Below are 17,496 nucleotides of genomic sequence, written 5' to 3'. Positions count from 1 at the left end.
GTATGGACATCAACGATCTGCGTTCCATCGTGACGGTGCTGGCATTTATGTCGTTCGTCGGCATCGTCTGGTGGGCTTATGGCAAGGGGGCCCGCAAGGGCTTTGACGAAGCGGCCAACTTGCCCTTCGCAGATGACGATGCGGAAGTGATCACCGATCTCTCCCGCAAAGAAGAGAGGAAAACATCATGAGCGATTTCGTTAGCGAGTTTTGGAACTTGTACGTCGTCGTAATCTCGCTGGTGTCTATCATCGGCTGCGGCATTTTCTTGAAATTTCAGAGCGTCCACAAGGGCTCCACGGATACCACCGGGCACGTGTGGGACGAGACTCTGGCTGAGTACAACAACCCTCTGCCTGCCTGGTGGAAGTGGATGTTCTACATCACCATCGTCTTCGCTCTGGTGTATCTAGCCCTGTATCCCGGCCTGGGCAAGTTCCAGGGCGTGCTGGGTTGGTCTTCCGTTGGCCAGTACAAGGCTGAAGTGAAGAAGGCTGACGACACCTACGGTCCCATCTACGACAAGTACCTGAAGATGGATCTGAAGGCTGTTGCTGCCGACAAGGAAGCCAACGAAATGGGCAAGCGCCTGTTCCTGACCTACTGCTCCCAGTGTCATGGTTCTGATGCCCGCGGTTCCAAGGGCTTCCCGAACCTGGCCGATGCCGACTGGCAGTGGGGCGGTGAGGCCGATACCGTCAAGACCACCATCCTGGAAGGTCGTAACGGTGTGATGCCTCCTCACGCTCAACTGGGCGACGAGACCATCAAGAACCTGGCCAACTTCGTCCGCTCCCTGTCCGGTCTGCCGCACGATGCCGTGCTGGCCGCCAAGGGCAAGGAAGCCTTCGGTACCGTCGGTTGCACCGGCTGCCACGGTCCGGAAGCTACCGGCACCCCGGCTCTGGGCGCCCCCAATCTGACCGACAAGGTCTGGCTGTACGGCTCCTCCGAGGCCACCATCACCGAGACCATCAAGAACGGCCGCAACAACCGCATGCCGGCTTGGAAGGACTTCCTGGGTGAAGGCAAGGTGCACATCCTGGCTGCCTACGTGCTGAGCCTGTCCGGCGCCGAGAAGAAGTAATGCTGTAGTCAAAAGGAAGCGCGGTGCAGAGATTCTGTGCCGCGCTTTTTTTTCACCGTGCATGAGCTGTGACCTGTATCAAAATCGCAGTGCGGGCATGACCCGGTACTGCGATTCTGATAAACGTTAAGAGCAAGCAATGAGCCAGATCGAGAACGGCAATTCAGCTGTACCGGAAGCGAACGGGTCTCTCTACGAAAAGCACAAGAAGATCTACGTGCGGGCCGCCTCCGGCCTTTTCAACAATTGGCGTTGGGGGATGGTGTTCCTCACCCAGGCCCTGTTCTACGGGCTCTGCTGGGTCGACTGGAATGGCCGCCAGGCAGTCCTGTTCCATCTGGTCGAGCGCAAGTTCTATATTTTCGGCATGGTGTTCTGGCCCCAGGATGTCTTTTACCTGGCGCTGCTGCTGATCATTTCCGCCTATGCCCTGTTCCTGTTTACTGCGGTGGCCGGGCGGCTCTTTTGCGGCTATGCCTGCCCCCAGACCGTCTACACCGAACTATTTCTCTGGATAGAAGCCAAGGTCGAAGGTGACCGGCCCGCCCGCATAAAGCTGGACAAGGGGCCGCTGGACGGGCGCAAACTGCGCCTGAAAACCACCAAGCATGCCCTGTGGCTGATCCTTTCGCTGTGGACCGGTTTTACCCTGGTGGGCTATTTCACCCCCGTCAAGGAACTGGTGGCCTCCATTCCTTCCTTCGGCTTCGGCCCCTGGGAAATCTTCTGGATCCTGTTCTACGCCGGTTTCACCTACATGCAGGCCGGCTTCCTGCGGGAGCAGGTGTGCAAGTACATGTGCCCCTATGCCCGTTTCCAGGGGGTCATGTTCGATCCGGATACCCTGATCATCACCTATGACCCGGAACGGGGTGAGCCGCGGGGCGCGCGCAAGAAAGGGATTGACCCCCGTAGCGAGGGCAAGGGCGACTGCGTCGATTGTGGCATCTGCGTTCAGGTCTGTCCGACCGGTATCGATATCCGTAACGGACTGCAGTACGAGTGCATCGGCTGTTCCGCCTGTATTGACGCCTGCGACGAGGTGATGGACAAGATGTCCTATCCGCGGGGCCTGATCCGTTACTCCACGGAGAATGCCCTGGCCAAGCACTATACGCCCAAGGAAATGGTGGCCCATGTGATGCGGCCCCGGGTGCTGCTCTATTCCGCCATTCTCGGCATGATCATCCTGGCGACAGCCTGGGGGCTCGGTACCCGCATTCCGCTCAAGGTGGACGTCATCCGCGACCGCGCGACCCTGGCCCGCGAAGCCGATGACGGGCGCATCGAGAACATCTACACTCTGCGCATCATGAACACCGAAGAAGCGCCGCGGCGCTATGCCCTCAGCGTCAGCGGGCTGCCGGGGGCCGAGATCATCGGTGAGCGCATCGTCGAGGTGCCTGCCGCCACCACCGAGTCGGTCCTGGTGTCCGTGCGTGTGCCGCCCGAGTCCGGTACCAAGGGTGCCAACCATATTTTCTTTGAAATCCAGGCCCAGAATCACGACAAGGTGCGCGTCAGTGAAAAGGCCAGTTTCATGCTTCCCTGATTTTTCAAGCGAGCCCCTATGAGAACTGCTGCACAACCCTGGTACCGCGAGCCCTGGCCCTGGATCCTGGCTGCCGGCCCTGTTGCTGTCATCCTGGCAGGCATCGTCACCGTCTGGCTTGCCATCAAGAGCAACGATGGCCTGGTGGCGGACGATTACTACAAGCAGGGCCTGGAGGTGAACCAGGTCATTCAGCGGGATCGCAGGGCCGAGGAATTGGGGCTCCAGGCGGAAGTCTTCGCCGGTAACAACGGCAGCTTCCGCGTCCTGCTCACGAGCACCCAGGGTGCGGCCCTGCCGGAGAAAGTGCGCCTGAAACTGGCTCACCCGGCCAAGGCCGGATTCGATCAGGAAATTACCCTGGCATCCGATGGTCAGGGCGCCTATAGTGGCAAATTAAATAATCCCATCGTCGGCAATCGCTGGCTGGTGCGTCTTGAGGACGAATCCGGCAACTGGCGTCTGTCCGCCGAGTGGGCAATGGAAAAGCAAGAGTCGCTGTCTATGAAAGTGACCGCACCGGTTTCTTCTTCTAATCGTTAATAACGGGAGGTAACACCATGGCTTGGAAGGAATTGTTTTCCACTGATATCGGTCTGCTGAGTCTCTTCACCATCGGCTTTGTGGTGGTGATGGGCGCCTACTTCGGCGTCTATTTCAGCAAGAAAATGAACGAGAAGCCCGGTCAGAAGTAATCCGGTCTCCGTCAAAGCAAAAGGCCTGGAATTTCCAGGCCTTTTTCATTTGCGGCAACTGATCCGGGATCAGCGATACACCAGCACCGGCACCTTGGAGTGGGTCAGGACCTTGTTGGTCTCGCTGCCCAGTAACAGGCCGGTGATGCCCTTGCGGCCATGGGAAGCCATGAAGATGAGGTCGCAGGCGGACTTTTCGGCCGTCTCGATGATGGCCTCATAGGGAATGTCGCTGGTGACGGCGACCGTGGTGCAGGGTACGGCATTGGCCTGGCAGAGTTGCTCCACCTGACCCAGGAATTCGTTGGCCTGGTTGTCGGCCAGTTCGGCAAATTTCTCCGGCGTGGTCGGATCGATCAGAGCACCTTCACCGTAGTAGGTGACGGGATACTCGGGCTTGGCGTAGAAGGCGGTAATGCGGGCGCCGCATTCCTTGGCGAAGGAGACCGCCTTCTTGGCCGTCTCGCGGGAGAGTTCGGAACCGTCGGTAGGGAGTAGGATGTGCTTGAACATGTGAGGGGCTCCTCTATGGGAAAAAATCTCTAGGCCCCATCCTAAGTCAGTTTTGACGGAAGTCAAAACCCTAGCCACTCTTGGGGCGAGAATGGCATAAACGCAAGGAGTGTATCGATGTCGCTGCAGGGCAAGATTCAGGTCAGCATGCATGGTGCGGCCGGTGAGGTCACCGGGTCGTGCACCCTGGTGGAAATGGAAGGGCTGCGCTTCCTGGTGGATTGCGGCATGTTCCAGGGGGGCGGCGATGCCTACGGCAAGAACCAGCGCGCGCTGGCTTTTGACGTGCGCCATCTGGACTTCGTCCTGCTGACCCACGCCCATATCGACCATTCCGGACTGCTGCCGCGCCTGGCCATGCTGGGCTATCGCGGCCCCATCTACGCCACCGCCGCCACGACCGACCTGCTGCAGGTGCTGCTGCTCGATTCGGCCCATATCCAGGAGAAGGAGTCGGAGTGGCAGTTGCGTCGCAGCCACCGCTCCGGCCGCGGCGGGCGCGGTCTGCAGCCGCCGCTCTATACGGTGACCCAGGCCCAGGAGTGCCTGAAGCTGCTGCGTGCCGTCGATTACGACACCCCCCTGCATCCGGCATCCGGTGTCAGCGTGCGTTTCCGGGATGCGGGTCACATTTTGGGGTCGGCCATTCTGGAGGTGCAGATCGACACGGCCGACGGTCCGCGCAAGCTGGTGTTCTCGGGCGACCTGGGGCAGCCGGGGCGCCCCGTGCTGCGGGACCCCGAGTTCATCGCCGAGGCCGACCTGCTCTGCATCGAATCGACCTACGGCAACCGGGTGCACCGGCCCCTGGAGGATACCGAGGCGGAGTTGATCCGGGCCTTTGAGCACACGTTCGGCGAGAAGCGCGGCAACATCATCATCCCCGCCTTCGCCGTGGGGCGGACCCAGGAAATCCTCTATGTCCTTGGCGGTCTGGTGCGGCAGGGGCGGCTGCCCCACCTGAAGATTTACGTGGATTCCCCCATGGCCGATGCGGCCACCCGCATCACCCTCAAGTACCGCCATCTGTGGGACGACGAAACCCGGGACCTGATGGCCTGGCAGGAAGCCAATCCCCAGGCGGTGCGGGTGCATTTCACCGCCGACGTGGAAGAGTCCATGGCCCTCAACGACATCCGGGAAGGCGCCGTGATCATCTCCGCCAGCGGCATGTGCGATGCGGGACGCATCAAGCACCACCTGGCCTACAACCTGCCCCGTCCCGAGAGCACGGTGCTGATTACCGGCTTCCAGGCGGCTGGCACCCTGGGGCGTCGATTGGTGGATGGGGCCCGGACCGTGCGCCTGTTCGGCCAGATCGTGCCGGTGCGGGCGGACGTGCATACCATCGGCGGCCTCTCCGCCCATGCGGACCAGCAGGCGCTGCTGGACTGGGTCGGGCACTTTTCCCGGGCGCCGGGCCTGGTGCGGGTCGTCCATGGCGAGCCGGAGGCCGCCCAGGCCCTGCGCGATGCCATCGAACAGCGCTACGGCTGGGCCAATGTGGCCGTAGCCCGTTGCAACGACCCTGTCATAGTTTGATATAAAATTCCTCTTCCAGCGTCAGTCCTAAAAAGGCAGAAAACCATGGCGGCCAACCCCAATTCAGCTTCCTCCTCCAAGCACCACAAGAGCATCAACCTCTCGGGAGCCAGTCCCCTGGAAGACATGGGGGAGAAACTGGAGAAGCAGGTCGATCCTTTTGGCATCACCACCTCCATGCTCAATGCCCAGGCCGCCTGGCTGATGCATCCCCAGGAGCTGAGCCGCGTCATGACGGGTCTTTCCGGCGACCTGCTGGCCCTCCAGGCCCACGTCATGCGCCGGGCCCTGGGCCTGCCTTCCGAGGATGTGGTGCGCCCCCACGAGGATGACAGCCGTTTTTCAGATCCGGTATGGGAGCAGTCCCCGACCTGGGACATCATGAAGGAGTGGTATCTGGCCATGACCCACCGGCTGGAGGACATGTACTTCGAGACCCCCGGACTGTCGGACAAGGAGCGCCGCCGCGCCGCCTTCTGGCTGCGCAAGTGGCTCAATGCCGTGGCGCCCACCAATTTCTTCTGGACCAACCCGGTGGCCCTGCGCAAGTTCGTCGAGAGCAAGGGAGAGTCCCTGGCCCGGGGCATGGAGAACTATCTCAAGGACAGCCAGTCCGGCACCGTGCGCATGGTGGACGAGGATGCCTTCAAGGTCGGCGTCGATCTGGCGACCACGCCCGGCCAGGTGGTGTTCCGCAACCGCCTGGTGGAACTGATCCAGTACACCCCGACCACGGCCCAGGTCTACAAACAGCCCATCGTCATCGTCACGCCCTGGATCAACAAGTTCTACATTCTGGACCTGACCGCCAAGAAGAGCCTGGTGCGCTATCTGGTGGAGAAGGGCTTCACGGTTTTCATCACCAGCTGGAAAAATCCGACCGAGGACATGTCCCAGGTCACCTACGAAGACTATGTGACTGAGGGCGTGCATGAGGTCATGGAAGCCGCCCGCACCATCTGCAAGGTGCCTCAGGTCAATGCGGTGGGCTACTGCATCGGCGGCACCACCCTGACGGCTTACATGGCCTGGGCCAACCGCAAGTTCGGCAGTGCCGACAAGGTGCCGGTGTCCTCCTGGACCCTGTTCACCACCCTGACGGATTTCTCCCGTCCCGGCGACATCGAGGTCTTCGTGGATCCGGCCAGCGTCAAGTGGATCGAGGATTCCATGGCCAAGAAGGGCTACCTCGACGGCAAGGAAATGATGTCCTCCTTCCGCATGCTGCGTTCCAACAGCCTGATCTGGCACTACTACGTGCACAGCTACCTCTACGGCGAGCCCCTGGCGCCTTTCGACGTGCTGTTCTGGAACGTGGACAGCACCCGCATGCCTTACGCCATGCATTCCTACTACCTGCGGGAGATGTACCTCAACAATAATCTGGTGAAGAAGGATGCCCTTACCATCGGCGGTGAGGCCATCGACCTGGAACGCATCACCCAGCCTCTCTATGCAGTGACGGCGGAGGACGACCATATCGCCCCCTGGCGCCAGTGCTATCGCATCCGCAAGTACGTCAGTGCGCCGACCCGGTTCGTGCTGTCCACTTCCGGCCACATCCTCGGTATCGTCAATCCGCCGGTGAATCCGCCCAAGCGCAGCTACTGGGTGGGCGAGCCGGAGCGGGGCGAGAATATCGAGCGTTGGGAAGCGGCGGCCGAGAAGCGTCCTGGCAGCTGGTGGGAGGACTGGGTGCAGTGGCTGGTGCCCAAGAGTGGCGCCCTGGTGGCCCCGCCCAAGCCCCACAAGGATTTTCCGGCCCTGGCGCCGGCGCCGGGCACCTACGTGCTGGAACCCTGAGGCAGGCATGGGAAGGGGAAAGCCCGGCGGGGGAGCTACGACAAAAGGCTTAATCCAGATCAAGCCAAGCATCCCGGATTGTGATATCGTGGGCGGCTTTGTTTTTAGGCCCCAGACTCGATGAGCTCCACCGCTTTCCCCCCTCTCAAAATCAAAGGTAAGACCCTGGTGCCCATCGTCCAGGGGGGAATGGGGGTCGGTATTTCCGCCCACCGCCTGGCTGGTACCGTCGCCTCCCTCAACGGGGTGGGGACCATCGCCAGCGTCGATCTGCGCCGCCACCACCCGGACCTGATGGCCGAGACCGGCCGTTCCCGCAACCGGGAAGCCATCGAAAAGGCCAACCTGATCGCCCTCGACCGGGAAATCAAGATGGCCCAGGACATCGCCCAGGGCCGCGGCGTCATCGCCGTGAACGTCATGCGGGCGGTGACCCAGTACCAGGATTACGTGCGTCAGTCCTGTCAGTCCGGCGCCGAGGCCATCGTCATGGGTGCCGGCCTGCCCCTGGATCTGCCCGAATTGACCGAGGGCTACCCGGACGTGGCCCTGGTGCCCATTCTTTCCGACGTGCGCGGCATCGTGCTGCTGCTGAAGAAATGGATGCGCAAGAACCGCCTCCCCGACGCCATCGTCATCGAACATCCCCGCTACGCCGGCGGCCACCTGGGTGCCGCCAAGAAGGAGGATGTGAACGATCCCCGCTTCAACTTCGAGGTGGTCATCCCCGGCGTGCTGGAAGCCTTCGAGGAAATGGGCATTGCTTCCGAGAAGATTCCCCTGATTCCGGCTGGCGGCATCAACAGCCACGAACGGGTGCGGGAGCTGATCGACATGGGCGCTGCCGCCGTGCAGCTGGGCAGTGCCTTCGCCGTGGCCGAAGAGGGCGACGCCGACATCGAATTCAAGAAGGTCCTGGCCGGCGCCAAGGACAAGGACGTGGTGGACTTCATGAGCTGTGCCGGCCTGCCGGCCCGGGCAGTGAAGACCCCCTGGCTGGAAAAGTACCTGAACCGGGAAGAAAAGCTCATGGCTGCCGCCGCCGGCAAGGAGCACAAATGCACCCTGGCCTGGGACTGCCTGCTGCAGTGCGGCCTGCGGGACAGCAACCCCAAGCATGGCCAGTTCTGCATCGACAACCAGTTGGCTGCCGCCGTCACCGGCGACGTGCAGAAGGGCCTTTTCTTCCGCGGCGCCTCCAGCCTGCCGTTTGGTTCCGCCATTCGCCCCGTGCGAGAATTGATGCATTATCTGCTGACTGGCGAAAAACCCGTCTTCACATGACCTCCACGGCGCTGCAGGTTTCCGACACCTACCCGGCATCCCATTCCGGCATTCGTGCCGCGGAAGGAACTGCCGGGGCGTCCCTGGACCTGCTGCGCATCGTGCGCATCAACGAACAGATCAAGGCGGTGGTGGCCGTCGCCTTCAAGATCAACATCATGGCCCTGAACGCCATCTTCCTGGCCAAGCGGGCCGGCAGTGCCGCCCTCGGCTTCGGCGTTCTCTCCAACGAATTGCGAGTCTTCTCCCGGGACCTGCGGACCCAGATGGAGTCCCTGCGCCAGCTGATCCACGCCTCCGTGGTGGAAGTGTCCCGCCTGCTGCAGCATTCCCGCTATTCCCGCCTGCTGGCGGCCGGTGTCCAGCTTTCCGGCGGCAACGCCCGCCTGGAAGAGGTGCTGCGGCGGCGCGACCGGGAGGCCCAGGTGCGGCGCGAGACCCTTTCCCGCCTGCGGCGCGAGCTGAAGCTGGCCCTGGAAGATGCTTTCCAGCTGGTGGAGCTGGGCGGCGTGCTGGCCAAGTCGGCCAAGATCGAAGCCGCCTACGGGCAAAGCTTTGCCGGGGCCCTGGCCCAGGTTTCCGGCGAGTTCGACGGCATTGTCGAAGAGATCCGCGGTTCCCTGGAGACCCTGAAAAAATCCAGCTTCTTCGGGGGGAGATAATGAAAAAGACCCAGACCATCTTTCAGGACGGCACCCACAAGTGGGTGGCCATCGTGCGCGATCCGGAACGTCCCGACTCCCTCATCGACACCAATGAGTACCTGGTGGCCAACGGCGTCCAGGGGCTGATCCTGGACCCGGGCGGCGCCGAGATTTTCCCGGCGGTGTTCTCCGCCCTGGCGGCCGAGTTCGATCCGTCCGCAGTGGTCGGCCTGTTCGCTTCCCACCAGGACCCGGACATCATCTCCTCCCTGGCCATGTGGCTGGAATTCAATCCCAAGATGCACTGCTACACCAGCTGGCTCTGGGAGAGCTTCATTCCCCATTTCGGCGGCACCAGCGACACCTTCGTGCCCATTCCCGACGAGGGTATGGAGATCGGCCTCAACGGCCTCACCCTGACGGCGGTGCCGGCCCACTACCTGCATTCCTCCGGCAATTTCCACCTCTACGACCGCCAGGCCCGCATGTACTTCTCCGGCGACGTCGGCGCAGCCCTGCTGCCGCCCGAGGAGGCAGGCCTGTTCGTCGAGGATTTCGACCGCCACATCAAGCACGCCGAAGGCTTCCACCGCCGCTGGATGGGCTCCAACGAAGCCAAGCGCCGCTGGTGCGAACGGGTGGCCCAGATGGAAATCGACATGCTCTGCCCCCAGCACGGCGCCATCTACCAGGGAGCCGACGTGCAGCGCTTCATCAACTGGTTCGACGAGCTGCAGGTCGGCATCCTGCGCGGCTGAACGGCCTCCCGCCCTCCTGTTTCGCCCGGCGCCGGACACCTGTCCGGCGCTTTTGATTCCAGTCAAGGAGTCCTCCTGCCGGGCTGGGCAGAATCCGCCTGAACCCCAGAGAGGAAGCAGGCATGACCCCCATCCGAGACTACATGAGTGGCGACCACCGCCGCTGCGACGACCTGTTCGCGGCCGTGGAGCAGTCCCTCTCCCAACCCGACCCGGCCCTGCCGGCCCGGCTCTTCGCCGATTTCTGCCAGGCCACCCTGGCCCATTTCCAGGCGGAGGAGGAAACCCTCTTTCCCGCCTTCGAGCAGGCCACCGGCATCCGCATGGGGCCCACCCAGATGATGCGGCTGGAACATGTGCAGATGCGCAGTCTCATGGACGAGGCGCGCCAGGCCCTGGCCGCCGGCGACCAGGACGACTACCTGGGGGCGGCCGAGACCCTGCTGATCCTCATGCAGCAGCACAACCTGAAGGAAGAAAACGTCTTGTATCCCATGTGCGACGAACATCTGGCCGGGCATGCCGGCGAGCTGCTGCCCCTGCTGCAGAAGACCACCGGGAGTGCCCAGTCATGAGCGCCCGCGACGAAGCCGCCCTGGTGGTGGATGCCCGCATGATGGAGCCGCCCGAACCCTTCGTGCGCACCATGGAGGGCCTGGATGAGCTGAAGGACGGGGAAAAGATGCTGCTCCTGCTCTACCGGGAGCCCCATCCCCTGTACCGCACCCTGGTGAACAACGGCTATACCTACCGTTCCCAGACCGCAGAAGACGGCACGGTGGAGATTCTCATCTGGAAGGTGGCGGCCTGAGGTCCCTGGCGCCGGCCCGTCGCCGCTGATCGTCACGCCGCCGCCCAGGACGCTTCCCATGCAAGCCATGCTGTCCTTCGACCAGGCCCCGCCCCTGGCGGCGCCCCTGCGCTTCTTTCTCAGCGCCCCCCTGTTCGCGGCGGCCGCCGGCCTGCTCCTGCTGATCCTCGGGCCGGAGCTGCTGGCCTCCCGCTGGACCGCCGGGGCCCTGGCCTTCACCCATCTGCTGACGGCCGGCTTCATGTTGCAGACCATGGTCGGCGCCCTGCTGCAGATCCTGCCGGTGGCCACCGGCGCCGGCGTGGCCCGGCCCCTGGGCGTGGCCCGGGCGGTGCACGGCCTGCTTACCCTGGGGCTGCTGTTCCTGGTGGGGGGCTTCCTCACCTACCGCAGCGAACTGTTCCAGGGCGCCCTGTTGTGTCTCGGCGGCGGCGTCCTCATCTTCCTCGTTGCCGTCGGCCGGGCCCTGGCCCAGATTCCCATGGGCAGCACCATCCAGTGGGCCCTCAAGCTGGCCGTGGCCGGCCTCGGCGTGACGGTGCTGCTGGGCCTGTCCATGCTGGTCAACCTGGCCTGGGGGCTGTCCTGGCCCCTGCTGGAAATCACCGGCATCCACCTGGCCTGGGGCCTGGTGGGCTGGGGCGTGCTGCTGCTGTCCGGCGTCGCCTACGTGGTGGTGCCCATGTTCCTCCTGACGCCGGCTTTTCCCGGCTGGCTGACCCGGCTCCTGGCGCCCCTGCTGTTCCTGCTGCTGGCCCTGTGGAGCGGCGCCGAGGCGGCCGGCTGGGGCGGTGCCCCCCTCCTGGCGGCCCTGGTGGCGGCCGGTTGCGGCACCTTTGCCCTGGCGACCCTGTGGTTGCTGGTGCGCAGCAAGCGGGCCCGGCTCGATGCCACCCAGCGCTACTGGCGGCTGGGGCTGGCCTGCGCCGTCGGCGGGGCGGCCCTGTGGGCGGTGGGGCAGCTGTGGCCGGCCCTGGGCCTGTGGCCCGGGCTGCCCCTGCTGCTGGGCATGCTCCTGCTGGTGGGCGGGTTCATGTCGGTGATCACCGGCATGCTGTACAAAATCGTGCCCTTTCTCATCTGGCTGCATCTGCAGAACGCGGGCCAGGGCCGGGTGCTGGCGCCGAACATGAAGCGCATCCTGGCCGAGAGCGCCATGGCGCGGCAGATGGCGGCCCATGCCGCTTCCCTGGTCCTGCTGCTGGCCGCCGTGGTCCGCCCCGCCTGGTTCGCCTGGCCGGCCGGACTGGCCCTGCTGCTGTCCAACCTGTGGCTGCTGGTGAACCTCTGGCGCTGCCTGCAGGTCTATCGGCGGCATCTACGGCATATCGGCGAGCAGCTCGCCACGGCTGCCTGATTTTTCGGAGATTCCATGTTCAAGGCCTTTTTCAGCGCCCCCCACCGGGTCATGTTCGCCCTCGGCGCCCTGCAGAGCCTGCTGGCGGTGCTGTTCTGGGCGGTGGACCTGGGCGGCCGCTATGCCGGCCTCTATGGGGCTCCGGCCTGGGCCCTGCCCGGCATCTGGCTGCATGGGGCCCTGATGCTGTTCGGCTTGTTCCCGCCCTTCATCTTCGGTTTTCTCATGACGGCCCTGCCCAAGTGGGTGAGCGCCCCGGCCCTGACGCGGGGCCAGTACCTGCCGGCCTTCGCTCTGCTGGCCGGCGGCTGGCTGCTCTTCTGGGGCGGCCTGCTGGCGGCGCCCCTGGCCGTGTCCGGCCTGGTGGTGGCGTCCCTCGGCTGGCTGTGGGGCTTGGTCGCCCTGGCCCGGGCCGTGACCTGGCCCCAGCCCCGGGGCTTCGCACCGGACCGTTCCCACGCCTACGCGTTGCTGGCCGCCCTGGGGCTGGGCCTGGTCGCCCTCTGGGCCTATGCCTGGGGCCTGGCGGTCATGGCCGGCGACGGGGTGCGGGCCGGCATCGAGCTGGGGCTGTGGGGCTGCCTACTGCCGGTGTTCTTCATCGTCAGCCATCGCATGCTGCCCTTCTTCACTGCAGCGGTGCTGAAGAACTACACCATCTACCGGCCCATGCCCCTGCTGTGGCTGGTGCTGGCCTGTTTCCTCGGCCACGCCCTGCTGGCCCTGGTCGGCTGGCACGGAGCCCTGTGGCTGCCGGACGCCGTTGCCGCCGCTGTGGTCATTCATTTCTCCTGGAAGTGGCAGCTTCGGCGCAGCCTGGCGGTGCCCATGCTGGCCATGATCCATGGCGCCACCGTCTGGCTGGGCCTGGGGCTGGTGCTCTATGCCTGCCAGGGACTGGCCCTGGCGCTGGGCGGCAGCTTCGGCGGCCTGGCGCCCCTGCACGCCATCAGTATCGGCTATTTCGTTTCCATGCTGCTGGGCATGGTCACCCGGGTCACCCTGGGGCATTCGGGCCGGCCCATCAACGCCGGGGATCAGACCACCTGGCCCCTGTTCTGGCTGTTCCAGAGCGTGCCCCTGCTGCGCATCGCCGGCGAGTTCCTGCCCCTGTCCGGCCCCTTCAACCTGCAGTGGCTGGCCAGCCTGGCCTGGCTGCTGGTGTTCGCCCTGTGGGTGCGGCGCCACGGCGCCATGTACCTGCGGCCCCGGCCCGACGGCCAGCCCGGCTGACGGATCGCGGAGCCATCCCATGTACCTGGCCCTCAAGCATCTGCACATCACCTGCGTCGTCCTCTCCGGCCTCGGATTCCTCCTGCGCGGATTCTGGATGCTGCAGGAGTCGCCTCGACTGCAGGGGCGCCTGCCGCGGGTGGCGCCCCATGTGGTGGATACCCTGCTGCTCGGCAGCGCCCTGGCCCTGGCCTTTCTCTCCGGCCAGTATCCCTTCGTCCAGGGCTGGCTGACGGCCAAGGTGCTGGCCCTGCTGGCCTACATCGGCTGCGGCAGCGTGGCCCTCAAGCGGGGGCGCAGCAAGGCGGTGCGGGGCATCTTTTTCGTCATGGCCCTGTCGTGTTTCGCCTATATCGTTTCCGTTGCCCTGACGCGTCATCCCGCCGGCTTCTTCGCCGGTCTGTGAAAGGAATTGCATGAGCCACAGCCTGTTGGGCGCCGCCGCCCCCAGTTTCGACGAACCCCTGGAAATGCTGGATGCCTGCCACGGTCGCATCCAGGCCCAGATCGAGACCCTGCGTCGCCTGGTGCAGCACCTGCCCCGGCACGGCGCTGACCAGGCTGCCCGGGAGGCGGCCCAGGGCGTGCTGCGCTATTTCTCCGTGGCCGCTCCCCATCACCATGCGGACGAGGAGGATGACCTCTTTCCCGCCCTGCGGGCGAGCCAGGCGGTGGCCCGGGAAGCGGCGGTGGCGGCCCAGGTGGAGGCCCTCATCGAGCGCATCCTGGCCGATCACCGGCGCATGGACCGGGCGCGGGATGAGGTGCTGGCCCGCCTGCAGGCCATCGTCGCGGCCCAGCCGGGGGAATGCAGCGAGGCCCTGCCGGCGGCCATGGTGGAAGGGCTGGCCGAGCTTTATCTGGGACACATCGATCTGGAAACCCGGGAGCTGCTGCCCCTGGGGCGGCGCCTGCTGTCCCCCGAGCAGGCGGCCGCCGTCGGCCGCAGCATGGCGGCGCGGCGGGGGGCGGTGTTTCCGGAAGGGGAGCAGTAGGACTGCCGGCACTCCTGGACTAAGCCCGGGCAATAATCCGGGCAATAAAAAAAGCGGCTCCGCGGAGCCGCTTTTTTGTTTGACGCTTGTCCGGGATCAGGCCGACTGGTGGGTCATCAGCTTTTTCAGGCCCGGGATGTCCAGGATGCGGATGTGCTTCTGCTGCACGGCGATCAGACCTTCTTCCTGGAAGCGGGAGAAGGCGCGGGAAACGGTTTCCAGCTTGAGGCCCAGGTAGCTGCCGATTTCTTCCCGGGTCATGCGCAGGTAGAACTCGGCGTGGGAATAGCCGCGGGCGGTGAAGCGCTGGGAGAGATTGAGGAGGAAGGCGGCCAGCCGTTCTTCTGCCCGCATGGTGCCGAGCAGCATCATGACCCCATGGTCGCGCACGATCTCCCGGCTCATCACCTTGTGGAAGTGGTGCTGCAGGGCCACGATCTCCCGGGACAGGCCTTCCAGGCGGGGGAAGGGGATGATGCAGACTTCACTGTCTTCCAGGGCCACCGCGTTACAGGAATGGTGTTCGGTGCTGATGCCGTCCAGGCCCAGCAGCTCGCCGGCCATCTGGAAGCCGGTGACCTGGTCGCGGCCGTCTTCCAGCAGCACGTCGGTCTTGAAGAAACCGGCGCGGATGGCGTAGATGGATTCGAAGGCCTCCCCGGCCCGGTACAGGTGGTCACCGCGCTTGATCTTGCGGCGGGTGCTGACCAGTTCGTCCAGCTTGGACATCTCGGTCTCGTTGAGACCGTAGGGAAGACACAGTTCTTGCAGGTTACAGTTCGAGCAGGCGGTCTTGATGACCGACAGGGTAATTTCTTGGGCGCTGGTCTTCTTCAACGGCATGCTGTTCCTCGCTGGGCCAAGGGCGTTCGGATGGTGGTAACCTGCGCCGGAAGGCCCTTTGGAAGCCTTTGATCCAGGTCAACGTGCCCCAGTTCCTGCACCACGATAATAAGCCGCACCTAATGTGTGGTTCTGCAACGACTGTTTTTCAATGACATTTACCGCCAACAACCTGGTTTTCGATCCCCAGATCATCCGCCGCTTCGACGTCAATGGACCGCGCTACACGTCCTATCCGACGGCTGACCGTTTTGTCGAAGCCTTCGATGCCGAGGCCCTGAAGCTGTGGTTGGGCAAACGCAACATCGGCGGTATCAGCCGACCGCTGTCATTATACTTCCACATCCCCTTCTGTAACACCATCTGCTACTACTGCGCCTGTAACAAGATCATCACCAAGGATCACGGCCGCAGCGCCAAGTACATCAAGTACCTGGGCAAGGAGATGGCCCTGCAGGCCGAGTACCTGCTGGACGGGGATCGGGAAGTCTCCCAGCTGCACTGGGGCGGCGGCACGCCCACCTTCCTCTCCCATGAGGAAATGCACCAGCTGATGGACCTCACCCACCGCCATTTCAAGCTGGTGGATGGGGCCGAGATTTCCATCGAAGTGGATCCGCGCAAGGTGGACCGGCCCACCGTGGCCCTGCTCGGCGAGCTGGGCTTCAACCGCATGAGCCTGGGCGTCCAGGATTTCGACGAGCGGGTGCAGCAGGCCATCAATCGCATCCAGACCGAGGAAGAAACCTTCACGGTGATGGACCAGGCGCGCAAGAGCGGCTTCAAGTCCATCAGCGTGGACCTCATCTACGGCCTGCCCCACCAGACGGTGATGGGCTTCAACCGCACCCTGGAGCGGGTCCTGGCTATGGACCCGGAGCGTCTCTCCATCTACAACTATGCCCACCTGCCGGGCCTCTTCAAGCCCCAGCGGCGCATCAACGAGAGCGACCTGCCCAACGCCGACACGCGCCTGCAGCTGCTCTCCCTGGCCATCAAGAAGCTGACCGATGCCGGCTACGTCTTCATCGGCATGGACCACTTCGCCAAGCCGGACGACGAGCTGGCCGTGGCCCAGCGCCAGGGCCGGCTGCACCGCAATTTCCAGGGCTACTCCACCCATGCGGACTGCGACATGCTGTCCTTCGGCATTTCCTCCATCGCCAAGGTGGGGCCCACCTACAGCCAGAACTACCGCACCCTGGACGAGTACTACGACCGCCTGGACGCCGGCGTGCTGCCGGTGCTGCGGGGCATCGAGCTGACCGCCGACGACCTGCTGCGCCGTTCCATCATCCAGGCCCTGATGTGCCATTTCGAAATCTCCACCGAGTCCATCGAAATCGCCCACCTGATCGACTTCAAGAAGTACTTCGCCGCCGAACTGGAGGACCTGAAGGAACTGGAGCGGGGCGGGCTGGTGAAGGTGGACGACAAATGGATCACCGTGCTGCCCCCGGGACGTCTCCTGGTGCGGGCCATCTCCATGGTGTTCGACAAATATCTGCGCGCCGATCGGCAGCGCACCCGTTACAGCAAGGTCATCTGACCGGGCTACGGGATACCGCGTTTAACTTGAGGCAAGCCTCAGGGGGGAAAAGCCGGGCGCTGGGGGAAACCCCAGTGCCCGGTATAATTTTGGCCATGGCCTTTTTCACTTTCCGCACGGCGCTCCCACGTGGCTGACTCCTTCCTGCCCACCCTGCTTTCCGTCCTCCTCGTCGGCTTTCTCGGCGGCACCCACTGCATCGGCATGTGCGGCGGCATCGTCGGCGCCCTGTCCCTGGGGCAGGTCGGAGGCAGCCGCTGGTCCCTGCATCTGGCCTACAACCTGGGGCGTATCGCCAGCTATGGCCTGGCCGGCCTCCTGGCGGGGGCCGTCGGCGCGGCCGGCGCCCACCTGGGAGAGCAATGGTCCCTGCGCCTGGTGCTCTACGTGCTGGCCAACCTGATGCTGGTAGCCCTGGGCCTCTATCTGCTCGGTGCCACCCAGGCCCTGGCGTGGACCGAGCGGGCAGGCCAGGGCCTGTGGCGCCGTCTGCAGCCCTTTTCCAAACGTTTTCTGCCCGCCCGCAGCCCGACCCAGGCCTTTCCCCTGGGCTTGCTGTGGGGCTGGCTGCCCTGCGGTCTGGTATACAGTGTGCTGACCACCGCCCTGGTGAGCGGCAGCGCCGCCCGGGGCGGCGCGGTAATGCTGGCCTTCGGCTTGGGCACCCTGCCCAATCTGCTGCTGGCCGGCCTCCTGGCGGCGCGGCTGAAGGATTTCGTGCGGCGCCCCTGGGTGCGCGGCATCGCCGGGCTGAGCGTGCTCGGCTTCGGCCTGTGGGGCCTGCTGGGTGCCTGGCGCCTGGCCCATAACATCTAGAAATGCTGAGGAGC

The 17,496-nt window shown here is 64.3% G+C and carries 20 protein-coding genes; 18 read left to right on the top strand and 2 right to left on the bottom strand.

Annotation, left to right across the window (positions count from 1 at the left end; genetic code table 11):
- The first annotated feature begins 2 nt into the window (after positions 1 to 2).
- From ACLSSQ_RS14025 to ACLSSQ_RS14005, 5 genes are all read left to right on the top strand, one after another.
- Positions 3 to 191 (top strand): CcoQ/FixQ family Cbb3-type cytochrome c oxidase assembly chaperone, encoded by a 189-nt coding sequence (locus ACLSSQ_RS14025; protein WP_014236715.1) that lies wholly within the window; start codon positions 3 to 5, stop codon positions 189 to 191.
- Positions 188 to 1,087 (top strand): cytochrome-c oxidase, cbb3-type subunit III, encoded by a 900-nt coding sequence (gene ccoP, locus ACLSSQ_RS14020; RefSeq protein WP_014236716.1) that lies wholly within the window; start codon positions 188 to 190, stop codon positions 1,085 to 1,087. The genes ACLSSQ_RS14025 and ccoP overlap by 4 nt, the downstream gene beginning before the upstream one ends.
- Positions 1,088 to 1,226: 139 nt before the next feature.
- Positions 1,227 to 2,639 (top strand): cytochrome c oxidase accessory protein CcoG, encoded by a 1,413-nt coding sequence (gene ccoG, locus ACLSSQ_RS14015; protein WP_416243037.1) that lies wholly within the window; start codon positions 1,227 to 1,229, stop codon positions 2,637 to 2,639.
- 18 nt (positions 2,640 to 2,657) lie between these two features.
- On the top strand, positions 2,658 to 3,182 hold the full coding sequence (locus ACLSSQ_RS14010) for a FixH family protein (protein WP_130460034.1): 525 nt from the start codon (positions 2,658 to 2,660) through the stop codon (positions 3,180 to 3,182).
- Between the two features lie 17 nt (positions 3,183 to 3,199).
- Positions 3,200 to 3,334, top strand: a complete 135-nt coding sequence (locus tag ACLSSQ_RS14005; RefSeq protein WP_014236719.1) for a DUF3149 domain-containing protein — start codon at positions 3,200 to 3,202, stop codon at positions 3,332 to 3,334.
- 69 nt (positions 3,335 to 3,403) lie between these two features.
- Here the strand turns inward: ACLSSQ_RS14005 and ACLSSQ_RS14000 are convergent, their stop codons facing one another.
- Positions 3,404 to 3,847 (bottom strand): universal stress protein, encoded by a 444-nt coding sequence (locus ACLSSQ_RS14000; RefSeq protein ID WP_014236720.1) that lies wholly within the window; start codon positions 3,845 to 3,847, stop codon positions 3,404 to 3,406.
- Between the two features lie 117 nt (positions 3,848 to 3,964).
- On the opposite strand from ACLSSQ_RS14000, the gene ACLSSQ_RS13995 reads away from it, so the two are divergent.
- From ACLSSQ_RS13995 to ACLSSQ_RS13945, 11 genes are all read left to right on the top strand, one after another.
- Positions 3,965 to 5,389: an MBL fold metallo-hydrolase RNA specificity domain-containing protein gene (locus tag ACLSSQ_RS13995; RefSeq protein WP_416243036.1), complete on the top strand. Its 1,425-nt coding sequence runs from the start codon at positions 3,965 to 3,967 to the stop codon at positions 5,387 to 5,389.
- Positions 5,390 to 5,434: 45 nt separating this feature from the next.
- Positions 5,435 to 7,192, top strand: a complete 1,758-nt coding sequence (locus ACLSSQ_RS13990) for a PHA/PHB synthase family protein (RefSeq protein ID WP_014236722.1) — start codon at positions 5,435 to 5,437, stop codon at positions 7,190 to 7,192.
- Between the two features lie 120 nt (positions 7,193 to 7,312).
- Positions 7,313 to 8,476, top strand: coding sequence for an NAD(P)H-dependent flavin oxidoreductase (locus ACLSSQ_RS13985; RefSeq protein WP_014236723.1), 1,164 nt, complete (start codon positions 7,313 to 7,315; stop codon positions 8,474 to 8,476).
- The gene (locus ACLSSQ_RS13980; RefSeq protein WP_287874243.1) at positions 8,473 to 9,138 is read left to right on the top strand and encodes a chemotaxis protein; all 666 of its coding nucleotides are present in this window, start codon (positions 8,473 to 8,475) and stop codon (positions 9,136 to 9,138) included. Before ACLSSQ_RS13985 ends, ACLSSQ_RS13980 begins: the two co-directional genes overlap by 4 nt.
- Positions 9,138 to 9,878: an MBL fold metallo-hydrolase gene (locus tag ACLSSQ_RS13975; protein WP_014236725.1), complete on the top strand. Its 741-nt coding sequence runs from the start codon at positions 9,138 to 9,140 to the stop codon at positions 9,876 to 9,878. Before ACLSSQ_RS13980 ends, ACLSSQ_RS13975 begins: the two co-directional genes overlap by 1 nt.
- A 122-nt stretch (positions 9,879 to 10,000) precedes the next feature.
- Entirely contained in the window at positions 10,001 to 10,453 is a 453-nt protein-coding gene (locus ACLSSQ_RS13970) for a hemerythrin domain-containing protein (protein ID WP_152090670.1), read from the top strand.
- Entirely contained in the window at positions 10,450 to 10,689 is a 240-nt protein-coding gene (locus ACLSSQ_RS13965; RefSeq protein ID WP_152090671.1) for a DUF2249 domain-containing protein, read from the top strand. The genes ACLSSQ_RS13970 and ACLSSQ_RS13965 overlap by 4 nt, the downstream gene beginning before the upstream one ends.
- 58 nt (positions 10,690 to 10,747) lie before the next feature.
- Entirely contained in the window at positions 10,748 to 12,046 is a 1,299-nt protein-coding gene (locus ACLSSQ_RS13960; RefSeq protein WP_416243035.1) for a hypothetical protein, read from the top strand.
- A gap of 15 nt (positions 12,047 to 12,061) precedes the next feature.
- The gene (locus tag ACLSSQ_RS13955; protein WP_416243034.1) at positions 12,062 to 13,279 is read left to right on the top strand and encodes an NnrS family protein; all 1,218 of its coding nucleotides are present in this window, start codon (positions 12,062 to 12,064) and stop codon (positions 13,277 to 13,279) included.
- A gap of 19 nt (positions 13,280 to 13,298) precedes the next feature.
- Positions 13,299 to 13,685 (top strand): SirB2 family protein, encoded by a 387-nt coding sequence (locus ACLSSQ_RS13950; RefSeq protein ID WP_014236730.1) that lies wholly within the window; start codon positions 13,299 to 13,301, stop codon positions 13,683 to 13,685.
- Positions 13,686 to 13,695: 10 nt separating this feature from the next.
- Positions 13,696 to 14,274: a hemerythrin domain-containing protein gene (locus ACLSSQ_RS13945; protein ID WP_014236731.1), complete on the top strand. Its 579-nt coding sequence runs from the start codon at positions 13,696 to 13,698 to the stop codon at positions 14,272 to 14,274.
- 96 nt (positions 14,275 to 14,370) lie between these two features.
- On the opposite strand, the gene fnr is transcribed toward ACLSSQ_RS13945, so the two are convergent.
- Complete coding sequence (fnr, locus tag ACLSSQ_RS13940) at positions 14,371 to 15,117, bottom strand: fumarate/nitrate reduction transcriptional regulator Fnr (RefSeq protein ID WP_014236732.1); 747 nt, start codon at positions 15,115 to 15,117, stop codon at positions 14,371 to 14,373.
- 151 nt (positions 15,118 to 15,268) lie between these two features.
- Between fnr and hemN the strand changes: the two genes are divergently transcribed.
- Positions 15,269 to 16,666, top strand: coding sequence for an oxygen-independent coproporphyrinogen III oxidase (hemN, locus tag ACLSSQ_RS13935; RefSeq protein ID WP_014236733.1), 1,398 nt, complete (start codon positions 15,269 to 15,271; stop codon positions 16,664 to 16,666).
- 129 nt (positions 16,667 to 16,795) lie between these two features.
- Entirely contained in the window at positions 16,796 to 17,482 is a 687-nt protein-coding gene (locus ACLSSQ_RS13930) for a sulfite exporter TauE/SafE family protein (protein ID WP_416243033.1), read from the top strand.
- The last annotated feature ends 14 nt before the right edge of the window (positions 17,483 to 17,496 follow it).

This window comes from Azospira sp. APE16, assembly GCF_047901315.1.
GTDB lineage: Bacteria > Pseudomonadota > Gammaproteobacteria > Burkholderiales > Rhodocyclaceae > Azospira > Azospira oryzae.
The sequence above is the reverse complement of the archived record's forward strand: the minus strand, read 5'-3'. Positions and strand labels throughout refer to the sequence as shown.

What these genes read in the sequence shown, in the direction of transcription:
- ACLSSQ_RS14005 (WP_014236719.1), top strand. Translation starts at nt 3,200, where the DNA reads ATGGCTTGGAAGGAATTGTTTTCCACTGATATCGGTCTGCTGAGTCTC.
- ACLSSQ_RS14010 (WP_130460034.1), top strand. Translation starts at nt 2,658, where the DNA reads ATGAGAACTGCTGCACAACCCTGGTACCGCGAGCCCTGGCCCTGGATC.
- ACLSSQ_RS13995 (WP_416243036.1), top strand. Translation starts at nt 3,965, where the DNA reads ATGTCGCTGCAGGGCAAGATTCAGGTCAGCATGCATGGTGCGGCCGGT.
- ACLSSQ_RS13960 (WP_416243035.1), top strand. Translation starts at nt 10,748, where the DNA reads ATGCAAGCCATGCTGTCCTTCGACCAGGCCCCGCCCCTGGCGGCGCCC.
- ACLSSQ_RS13945 (WP_014236731.1), top strand. Translation starts at nt 13,696, where the DNA reads ATGAGCCACAGCCTGTTGGGCGCCGCCGCCCCCAGTTTCGACGAACCC.
- ccoG (WP_416243037.1), top strand. Translation starts at nt 1,227, where the DNA reads ATGAGCCAGATCGAGAACGGCAATTCAGCTGTACCGGAAGCGAACGGG.
- ACLSSQ_RS13980 (WP_287874243.1), top strand. Translation starts at nt 8,473, where the DNA reads ATGACCTCCACGGCGCTGCAGGTTTCCGACACCTACCCGGCATCCCAT.
- ACLSSQ_RS14000 (WP_014236720.1), bottom strand. Translation starts at nt 3,847, where the DNA reads ATGTTCAAGCACATCCTACTCCCTACCGACGGTTCCGAACTCTCCCGC.
- ACLSSQ_RS13950 (WP_014236730.1), top strand. Translation starts at nt 13,299, where the DNA reads ATGTACCTGGCCCTCAAGCATCTGCACATCACCTGCGTCGTCCTCTCC.
- ccoP (WP_014236716.1), top strand. Translation starts at nt 188, where the DNA reads ATGAGCGATTTCGTTAGCGAGTTTTGGAACTTGTACGTCGTCGTAATC.
- ACLSSQ_RS13985 (WP_014236723.1), top strand. Translation starts at nt 7,313, where the DNA reads ATGAGCTCCACCGCTTTCCCCCCTCTCAAAATCAAAGGTAAGACCCTG.
- ACLSSQ_RS13970 (WP_152090670.1), top strand. Translation starts at nt 10,001, where the DNA reads ATGACCCCCATCCGAGACTACATGAGTGGCGACCACCGCCGCTGCGAC.
- ACLSSQ_RS14025 (WP_014236715.1), top strand. Translation starts at nt 3, where the DNA reads ATGGACATCAACGATCTGCGTTCCATCGTGACGGTGCTGGCATTTATG.
- ACLSSQ_RS13955 (WP_416243034.1), top strand. Translation starts at nt 12,062, where the DNA reads ATGTTCAAGGCCTTTTTCAGCGCCCCCCACCGGGTCATGTTCGCCCTC.
- fnr (WP_014236732.1), bottom strand. Translation starts at nt 15,117, where the DNA reads ATGCCGTTGAAGAAGACCAGCGCCCAAGAAATTACCCTGTCGGTCATC.
- ACLSSQ_RS13965 (WP_152090671.1), top strand. Translation starts at nt 10,450, where the DNA reads ATGAGCGCCCGCGACGAAGCCGCCCTGGTGGTGGATGCCCGCATGATG.
- ACLSSQ_RS13975 (WP_014236725.1), top strand. Translation starts at nt 9,138, where the DNA reads ATGAAAAAGACCCAGACCATCTTTCAGGACGGCACCCACAAGTGGGTG.
- hemN (WP_014236733.1), top strand. Translation starts at nt 15,269, where the DNA reads ATGACATTTACCGCCAACAACCTGGTTTTCGATCCCCAGATCATCCGC.
- ACLSSQ_RS13990 (WP_014236722.1), top strand. Translation starts at nt 5,435, where the DNA reads ATGGCGGCCAACCCCAATTCAGCTTCCTCCTCCAAGCACCACAAGAGC.